The 812-nt window shown below is 31.4% G+C and carries 1 protein-coding gene; it reads right to left on the bottom strand.

The window, feature by feature from the left end:
- Window positions 1-89: 89 nt before the first annotated feature.
- On the bottom strand, window positions 90-608 hold the full coding sequence (locus DNHGIG_RS20880; RefSeq protein ID WP_282201435.1) for a site-specific integrase: 519 nt from the start codon (window positions 606-608) through the stop codon (window positions 90-92).
- Between the last annotated feature and the right edge of the window lie 204 nt (window positions 609-812).

Raw genomic sequence — 812 nt, 5'->3', positions numbered from 1 at the left:
AAGGCCCATTGTGTTATGTAATTTTACAAAAATACCTATACTAATTATAAAGCTTCTGACTCCAAAAATCGACATATTTCGTCACTTTTTTACAACGAAAATTTCTCTAGTGCTTTATCTACCATGTCATCATTGATTCCTATATATCTCAAAGTTATTGAAGGACTAGAATGACCAAAAATATATTGCAACATAGCAACATCCTTCGTTTGTTGGTAAAAATGATACCCAAAAGTTTTGCGAAGAGTATGTGTACCGATTGCTCCTTCAACTCCACAAGCTTTTGCCGCATTGTGAATGATTTGCCACGCTTGAACCCTGCTAATTGGCTTATTTCCTTTTTGTGATGGAAATAAATACTCAGAATCAGCCATTCTGTACGTGTATTTCTCAATTTCACTTTTTAAAGCCGGAGTTATGATAGTTTTTCTAATGTTTCCGGTCTTTTTTTCTTTGATTATTAAATACTTGGTGTATTTAACATCCATGACTCGTAAGGGCAAAATATCGCTTATTCTAAGCCCAGAATTAATTCCAAAAACAAACAAAAAGTAATCACGATAGGATCGTCGGAGTAAATAATTTTTTATTTCCATAATTTTTTCCATATCTCGAATTGGTTCAACCGCGTTTACTCCATGTTTGTTAGACACTGACTCCACCTCAAAATGTTAGATTAAATCAATAATAAAATTCAATATGTTATATTAACAATCCTACTATATTATTCAATAACAATAAATAATCCTTATGATTTCAGGGTATAAGATCAATATATTTTTATTCTACGTAAATCTAACAAAATGGGCCTT

The sequence above is a fragment of the Collibacillus ludicampi genome, from assembly GCF_023705585.1.
Taxonomy (GTDB): domain Bacteria; phylum Bacillota; class Bacilli; order Tumebacillales; family BOQE01; genus Collibacillus; species Collibacillus ludicampi.
Note: the sequence above shows the minus strand (reverse complement) of the source record. Positions and strands in the feature narration are given on the sequence as shown.